The 7,960-nt window shown below is 34.8% G+C and carries 6 protein-coding genes; all 6 read left to right on the plus strand.

Annotated features, from left to right (window positions below):
* The coding region (locus VFS71_RS09425) for a TonB-dependent receptor (RefSeq protein ID WP_326400902.1) at nt 1-1,592 on the plus strand (1,592 nt) is incomplete at its 5' end.
* A gap of 61 nt (nt 1,593-1,653) precedes the next feature.
* Entirely contained in the window at nt 1,654-2,790 is a 1,137-nt protein-coding gene (locus VFS71_RS09430) for a PepSY-associated TM helix domain-containing protein (protein ID WP_326400904.1), read from the plus strand.
* A 202-nt stretch (nt 2,791-2,992) separates the two neighbouring features.
* On the plus strand, nt 2,993-4,501 hold the full coding sequence (locus tag VFS71_RS09435; RefSeq protein ID WP_326400906.1) for an ankyrin repeat domain-containing protein: 1,509 nt from the start codon (nt 2,993-2,995) through the stop codon (nt 4,499-4,501).
* A gap of 4 nt (nt 4,502-4,505) precedes the next feature.
* Nucleotides 4,506-4,988, plus strand: coding sequence for a DUF2271 domain-containing protein (locus tag VFS71_RS09440; RefSeq protein WP_326400908.1), 483 nt, complete (start codon nt 4,506-4,508; stop codon nt 4,986-4,988).
* 121 nt (nt 4,989-5,109) lie between these two features.
* Nucleotides 5,110-7,308 carry a PepSY domain-containing protein gene (locus tag VFS71_RS09445; RefSeq protein ID WP_326400910.1) on the plus strand — a complete coding sequence of 733 codons (2,199 nt, stop codon included), beginning with the start codon at nt 5,110-5,112 and terminating at the stop codon, nt 7,306-7,308.
* A 40-nt stretch (nt 7,309-7,348) separates the two neighbouring features.
* A partial coding sequence (locus tag VFS71_RS09450) for an FAD:protein FMN transferase (protein WP_414655996.1) occupies nt 7,349-7,960 on the plus strand: 612 nt, incomplete at its 3' end.

The following is a 7,960-nucleotide window of genomic DNA, read 5'->3' on the forward strand; positions in this document are numbered from 1 at the left end:
GTAGTTATGGTATGTATAGAGGAACATTGGATTTAGATGGTAAACTGACTAAAAATGGAAAACTTTTGTACCGTTTCAATGCAATGGGGGAAAAGAAAGACAGTTACCGTGATTTTGACTTTAATGACCGTTATACTTTTGCACCTGTACTAAAATATTTATTTACAGACAAAACTTCTGTAACACTTGAATATACACAACAATTTTCTAAAGTAAATGCAATTGGTAGCAATTATGTTTATGCCAAACATGGTTACGAAGAATTACCGAGGAGCTTTACTACATCAGAAAAAGAATTAGACCCTACACAAATGCTGGAAAGAAGTCTTTTGGGTATTTTTGAACATAGTCTAAATGACAAATGGAAAATTACTGCCCAAGGTTCATACTTAAATTACGAACAAGAAGGAATGTCATTATGGCCAAGTGGTTTTGATCCTAACAATGATGCTATCCTTAAAAGAGCTGGTGGAAACTGGGATATTTTAGGAAAAATATATGTTGGACAAGCTTATGTAAATGGTCAGGCCCAAACGGGATCTGTTTCCCACAAAATATTGGGAGGACTAGACATGAGTGATAAAACCTATTATCATGACTGGTCTCAATATTTTACTTTACCTGATTTAGACATTTACAATCCTGTACATGGTATACCTGCATCACCTAAATTTGACAGAAGCAAAGACATGGAAGACAGAGGTGTCAAATATTATAATAATTATAAAGGTTTTTATGCGCAGGATGAATTAGGATTCTTAGATAATTCACTTCGTTTAACATTGGCAGGAAGATATACTATTCTAAAAGCTGGTGATGTATATTCTGGTGGTTCAAAAAATGAAAAATTCACACCTCGTATTGGATTGAGTTATTCTATTGACAAAAATACATCCGCCTATTTTGTGAGAGATCAATCTTTTACAGAAAATTATGGCAGCGATTGGCAAGGAAAAAGTTTTAGTCCTCAAACTGGAACTAACCTAGAAATAGGTTTCAAAAGAGACTGGTTAAACGGAAAATGGAATTCTACGCTTGCAGCCTATCAAATTACCACAGACAATGTCCTTACATTAGATGCTGAACATTCTACGCCAGCTAAGCAATATAGCAAAGAAAATGGTCAGCAAAAAGTAAAAGGTTTTGAAGTTGACATTAGAGGAGAAATCTTTAAAAACTTAGATATTGTTGTAAACTATGCTTTTACAGAAGGAAAAACTACCAAAGATACCGACCCAAATATGGTAGGAAATCAAATTCCAGGAAGTACAAAACATATTCAAAACACTTGGTTAAATTATAAAGTAGACAACGGATTACTGAACGGATTGGGTCTTTCATTAGGTTATCAATATCAAGTAGATAGAGCTCCTTGGTATATTTCACCTGATAACACTACTGCGCTACCAGATTATTTCCGTTTAGATGGTGGTGTATCTTATCAAATCAAGAAAGTATATATAAATCTTATTGTTAACAACATACTTAATAAGTACTTATATTCTGGAGGATATTACAGCTATACTGATATGTATTACTGGCAAGCGGAAGCTGGTACTAATGCAAGATTAACTGTAAGTTATAAATTCTAAGATTGTTTTTATTTTGTTTAACTAAACTCCTCATTAACGTGGGGAGTTTTATCCTTTTTTAATGAAAAATAATAGCTTAAAAAAACTGATTGGAAAAATACATTTATGGCTCGGATTGTCTTCGGGCATAATTGTATTTATCATTGCCATTACAGGCTGTTTGTATGCTTTTCAGGAAGAAATACAAAATATTACGGAAGAATACCGCTTTGTTGAAAAACAAAACAAACCTTTCCTCCCTCCTTCTCAATTGGAAGAAATTGCAAAAAAGGAACTCCCAGGCAAAGCACTTCATGCCATCAAATATAATGGGACCGAAAAATCAACGGAAGCTATATTCTTCCATTATGAACCGACTTATTATTATATCGTTTATCTAAATCCCTATTCCGGAAAAGTGATAGAAACGGCAAATATGGACGAAGGATTTTTTAGATTTATCCTGGATGGCCATTTCTACCTTTGGCTGCCACCTGAAATTGGACAGCCTGTCGTTGCCTCGTTCACATTAGTTTTTCTCACACTCCTGATCTCCGGATTGTATCTTTGGTATCCACGAAATAAAAATGCGACCAAACAACGCTTTAGTTTCAAATGGAAAGAAAGTACAAAATGGAAACGCAAAAACTATGATTTACATAACATCACTGGATTTTATATTCTTCTGATTGCCCTTATTTTTGCAATTACAGGTTTGGTTTGGGGTTTTCAATGGTTTTCCTACTCCTATTACACTGCACTTGGTGGAGAAAAATCATTGGTCTATCGGGACCCTGTTTCAACAAAAAAGACAGTTGCTCCTATCAAGTCATTGGATAAAATTTGGACATTAATGCAAAAAGAATATCCAACAGCAAAATCCATTGAAGTCCATCCGCCAGAAAATGACAGTACTGCTATTGCAGCCAATGCAAATCCTGAAGAAGGAACTTACTGGAAAACTGATTACCGTTATTTTGACCAATACACTTTGGAAGAAAAAGAAGTGGGTCACATTTTCGGCAAATATGGAAATGTAGACACAGCCGATAAATTAATGCGTATGAACTATGACCTACATACTGGAGCAGTTTTCGGACTAGCCGGAAAAATATTTGCTTTTTTAATCAGCTTGCTTATAGCAACTCTTCCCATATCTGGATTTTATATTTGGTGGGGACGAAATAAAAAGAAAAAAGAAACAAATAGTAAGGTTTAAAGTGATTCGCTTTAAACCTTTTTCTTTTTTTACATTCTAAAGCAAAACAGAATAAAAAAAAACAATTTAAAGCTTAAAATAATCATTGGTATTTTACTATTTATTTTTACATTTGCGCTATTTTTATTTATTCTAAATAATATTTATTTTTTAGTTACAAAATAATAAACAGACTTAATTCCCCTATTAATAACAAACCATTATGAAAAAAAATATTTTTATTTCTTTTGCTTTAGCCTCAGCATTATTTGTAAGTGCACAGCAAAAAAATACTCTTTTGGAGCAGTCTTTCTGGAAAACAACTCCTGATGTAGCCGCAGTTCAAGCCGAAATCGCAAAAGGTAGCAATCCATCCGAATCTAATGATAGAGCATTTGATCCAGTTGTTTTAGCCATAAATAATGATGCCCCAAACGCCACTATAAAATTCTTATTGGAACAACCTGGAAATGGCGTTAATAAATCAACACACGATAATCGTATTTATCTTCACTGGGCTGCTGGCAAAGGAAATCTAGAAATCGTAGAATATCTAATAGCGAAAGGTTCAAACATTAACTTAGAAGACAGCCATAGTAGTTACCCAATTACTGCAGCAGCTAGTAGCGGTCAAAAAAATACAGCAGTTTATGATACCTTTTTTAAAGCAGGAATAGATCCAAAGAAAAAATATCAGGACGGTGCAAACTTACTGCTTATGGCTATACCGTACGACAAAGACCTTGCTCTTACAAACTATTTTACTACCAAAGGAATGTCTCTTAAAGATGTTGATAACGATGGTAATACTGCTTTCAACTATGCGACAAGAACTGGTAACATTCCTTTGTTAAAAACACTCTTAGAAAAAGGAGTAAAATACACTGACAACGCACTTATTTTTGCAGCGCAAGGTTCCCGTAGAGAAACAAACACTCTTGAAACCTACAAATACTTGGTGGAGGATTTAAAAATAAAACCGACTGCAACTAGCAAAACTGGAGAAACGGTTCTTCATTTTTTGGTAAGTAAACCCAACCAAACTGAGATTATCAATTACTTTTTAGCCAAAGGAGTAGATGCAAGCAAAGCCGATAACGAAGGAAATACACCTTTAATGGTTGCTGCTTCAGCCAAAGAAACTGCATCATTAGAACAATTATTACCAATTGTAAAAAATATCAACTCACAAAACGGAAAAGGAGAATCAGCACTAACAATTGCTATTAAATCCGGAACTCCAAGTGCAGTAGAACTTCTTTTGAATAAAGGTGCTGATGCAAAAGTACTAGACAAAGAAGGTAATAATCTAGGTTTTTACGTAATACAATCTTACAAACCGCAAATGGGTCGTGGTCCAGAAAGCGCAAATGGTCAAAAACAAGATCCTTTTGGAGCTAAAATAAAATTACTGCAGGACAAAGGATTAAACTTATCCACTCCTCAAAAAGACGGAAATACACTTTATCATTTGGCAGTAATTAAAAACGATTTAGCTTTGCTAAAGAAAATTGCCGACTTGAACATCGATGTAAATGCCAAAAACAAAGATGGTTTGACAGCTTTGCACAAAGCAGCTATGATTTCCAAAGACGATACTATCTTGAAATACTTACTTTCTATTGGTGCCAAAAAAGAAATTGTAACCGATTTTGACGAAAGTCCATACGCTTTGGCAAAAGAAAATGAATCATTAACAAAAAAGAACGTATCTCTAGAATTTTTAAAATAATACTATGAAGCCAATATTAAAAATAAGCCTAACTGTAGCACTAATCAGTCTTTTATCTTTTCAAGCCACAGCACAAACCAGTAAATACAAATGCATGCTCCAAATGTCCAACTATATGGGAGAAGGTGCATATATCGTGGTTTCACTTGTAAACACCAAAGGTGACTATGACAAAACATTGTATGTAATGGGTGACGATAAAAAATGGTACAAAACGCTTAAAGAATGGCATAAATTCTATTCAAAAAAACCTACCGATATCAGTGCCAAAACCGGCGCATCTGTTACTGGTGGTGACCGTAGCATAACCACAATCGAAATTGAAGATTCTAAAATAAATAAGGGATATAAATTACGATTTGAAACAGCTGTAGAAGATCAAAAATATTATACCGCAGATTTAGAAATCCCCCTTACTACCGAAGCAATGGCTGATAAAACAGAAGGTAAAGGATACATCAGATATGTTAGATTAAACAAAATCTAAAAAATATTTTTTTTTATCTGCGGAAATCAGACAAATCTACATGAAAACATTAGCACGTAGATTTAGTGGATTTTCGCAGATTTTTTTGCCCAAGCAATAATTTATAAAACACAATTTATCAATGACTCTTTCTTTTTGGCGTTATTCACACTTGGCTCTAGCAGTGTTTTCTTCTTTGTTTTTAATATTGGCATCCGTTACCGGTACCATACTTGCTGTAGATGCAATTCAGGAGAAATTACCGTCCTACCGAGTGGAAAATTTCGAAAAAATAACGCTTGCGGAAACCTTACCGAGTCTAAAAAAAACTTACCCAGAAATAACCGAATTAAGTGTCGACCACAATCAATTTGTAACGCTACAAGCCATTGATCAAGACGACAATGATGTCAATGCTTATATTGACCCAAGAACAGGTAAAACATTAGGTACACCCATAAAAAAAAGTGAATTTATCCAATGGGTAACTGCACTTCATCGCTCATTGTTCCTTAAAGAAACCGGGCGATTTATTGTGGGCTTTATTTCGTTTATATTGATTTTGATTTCCATTTCGGGGTTCGCACTCGTGATTAATCGACAAAGAGGGATTCGCAACTTCTTCTCCAAAATCATAAAAGACTATTTTGCTCAATATTATCATGTAGTACTGGGTAGATTGGCGTTAATTCCCATACTTATAATAGCCGTTTCGGGAACGTATTTGACATTGGAAAAATTCAATTTTTTCATGGCAAAAACAGATTCAGAACAAAAAAAAGAAATAGTAAAAACCAATCCAATTTCAAAAAAAAACTCTGAAACTTCTGTTTTTAAAAACATCCTTCTTGCTGATGTTGAAAAAATAGAATTCCCTTTTTCAGATGATCCGGAGGAATATTACATCATTAAATTAAAAGATAGAGAAATAGAAGTCAATCAAATTTCTGGAGCAGTTGTAAGCGAAAAACGCTTTCCGACGACAACGCTTCTGTCTAATTTGAGTCTTGATTTGCATACGGGAAGATCTAGCATTTTATGGGCTATAATTTTAGGATTAGCAAGTTTAAATATTTTGTTTTTTATCTACTCTGGTTTTGCCATGACGCTAAAACGCAGATCAAGCCGAATCAAAAACAAATTTAAAGCTGAAGAAAGCAAATTTATTTTGCTTGTAGGTTCTGAGAACGGAAGTACTCTTCGGTTTGCCAATGCTATTCACAAACAATTACTGGCTCACGGAGAAAAAGTATTTATTACTGAATTGAATAATTATACCATGTATACAAAAGCAGAACATCTTATTATTTTTGCTTCAACACACGGATTGGGAGATGCCCCTCATAATGGAAGCAAATTTATATCGCTTGTCAACACAATCGAACAAAAGCAAAAAATCAATGTTTCGGTAGTAGGTTTTGGATCAACGGCCTATCCCGATTTTTGTGGTTTTGCTCGAGAAATAGATGTTTTATTGGCAAACCAAAATTGGTCAGAGCGCCTTTTAGAATTACAAACTGTTAATGACAAATCAGCTGAAGAGTTTGTTAATTGGGTAAAATTATGGAGTACCAAAACCGAAATTCCTCTTTCAGCCACCCCATCATTATACAATCATGTTCCAAAAGGCCAACAAAAACTGATGGTACTAGACAAAACTGAAATTTCGGATACCGAACATACATTTTTACTTACACTTCGCGCGAATATGAGAGCCAAATTTAGCTCGGGAGATTTATTAGCAATTTATCCAGCTAATGATACTCGAGAACGCCTCTACTCTATCGGAAATCACAACGGCAACATACAATTGGTGGTAAAACTGCATCCTTCTGGTTTAGGTTCGGGCTTTTTATATAATCTTAAACCAGGTGAAGTCATAAAAGCGCGAATCATCAAGAACCCTGCTTTCCACTTGCAAAAAAAGGCATCCAAAGTGGCTCTAATTTCCAACGGAACCGGAATTGCTCCTTTTTTAGGAATGATTGAGCAAAACAAGAAAAAAACAGAAATTCATTTGTATTCTGGCTTTCGAAAGGAAACAGAAACTGTTTTGGGGTATAAAAAATTCACTTCGGAAAGCATTCAAAAGCACCAGCTACAAAGCTTTCACTTGGCATTATCCCGTGAAGCCAACCACGATTATGTGATGGATCTCATAAGACGCGATGCTGGCTTTTTCATCGATTTACTAACACACGGAGGAATTATAATGATTTGCGGTTCATTGGCTATGCAAAAAGACGTAGAATTTGTTCTTGATCAACTATGTTTAGCCAAAACGACTACTGGAATTGCAGATTACAAAACCAAAGGACAAGTTCTAACGGATTGTTATTAGTATAAATAATCACTTGATTTATGCTATTTTAAATTTTAATATGATCACGAAATACAAATTTCTCTTTCTTTTTTTATTCGTTTGTAGCTTAACAAGCAACAGTCAGGTCTTGCGAAAAAGAACCACCTTACTTATGGGAGGCCGTTTCGACATTACGATTGTAGCTCAGGATTCATTATCAGCGGAACAAAATATTGATGCAGTTATTGCCGAAATTTCGAGAATAGAATATTTAATATCCGATTGGAAACCTACCACACAAATTTCGGAAGTGAATCAAAATGCAGGCATTCGCCCCGTGAAAGTAGACAGAGAAGTTTTTGAACTGACACAAAGGGCAATTCGATTTTCAGAAATAACTAATGGAGGTTTTGACATCAGTTTTGCGGCGATGGATAGAATCTGGAAATTTGACGGTTCAATGACCGCGATGCCAACTCCCGAAGCGATTAAAAAATCAGTAGAAAAAGTGGGGTACAAAAATATAGTTTTAGATAGTGTAGAATCTACCATTTTCCTAAGACTAAAAGGAATGAAAATTGGATTTGGCGCGTTAGGAGAAGGATATGCCACCGATAAATGTAGGGATATGATGCTTGCCAAAGGCATCAAAGCTGGAATTGTAAACGGATCGGGAGATATGAGTACCTGG

It is taken from the genome of Flavobacterium sp. (assembly GCF_035760125.1).
Classification (GTDB): Bacteria; Bacteroidota; Bacteroidia; order Flavobacteriales; family Flavobacteriaceae; genus Flavobacterium.

What these genes read in the sequence shown, in the direction of transcription:
- VFS71_RS09430 (WP_326400904.1), top strand. Translation starts at nt 1,654, where the DNA reads ATGAAAAATAATAGCTTAAAAAAACTGATTGGAAAAATACATTTATGG.
- VFS71_RS09435 (WP_326400906.1), top strand. Translation starts at nt 2,993, where the DNA reads ATGAAAAAAAATATTTTTATTTCTTTTGCTTTAGCCTCAGCATTATTT.
- VFS71_RS09440 (WP_326400908.1), top strand. Translation starts at nt 4,506, where the DNA reads ATGAAGCCAATATTAAAAATAAGCCTAACTGTAGCACTAATCAGTCTT.
- VFS71_RS09445 (WP_326400910.1), top strand. Translation starts at nt 5,110, where the DNA reads ATGACTCTTTCTTTTTGGCGTTATTCACACTTGGCTCTAGCAGTGTTT.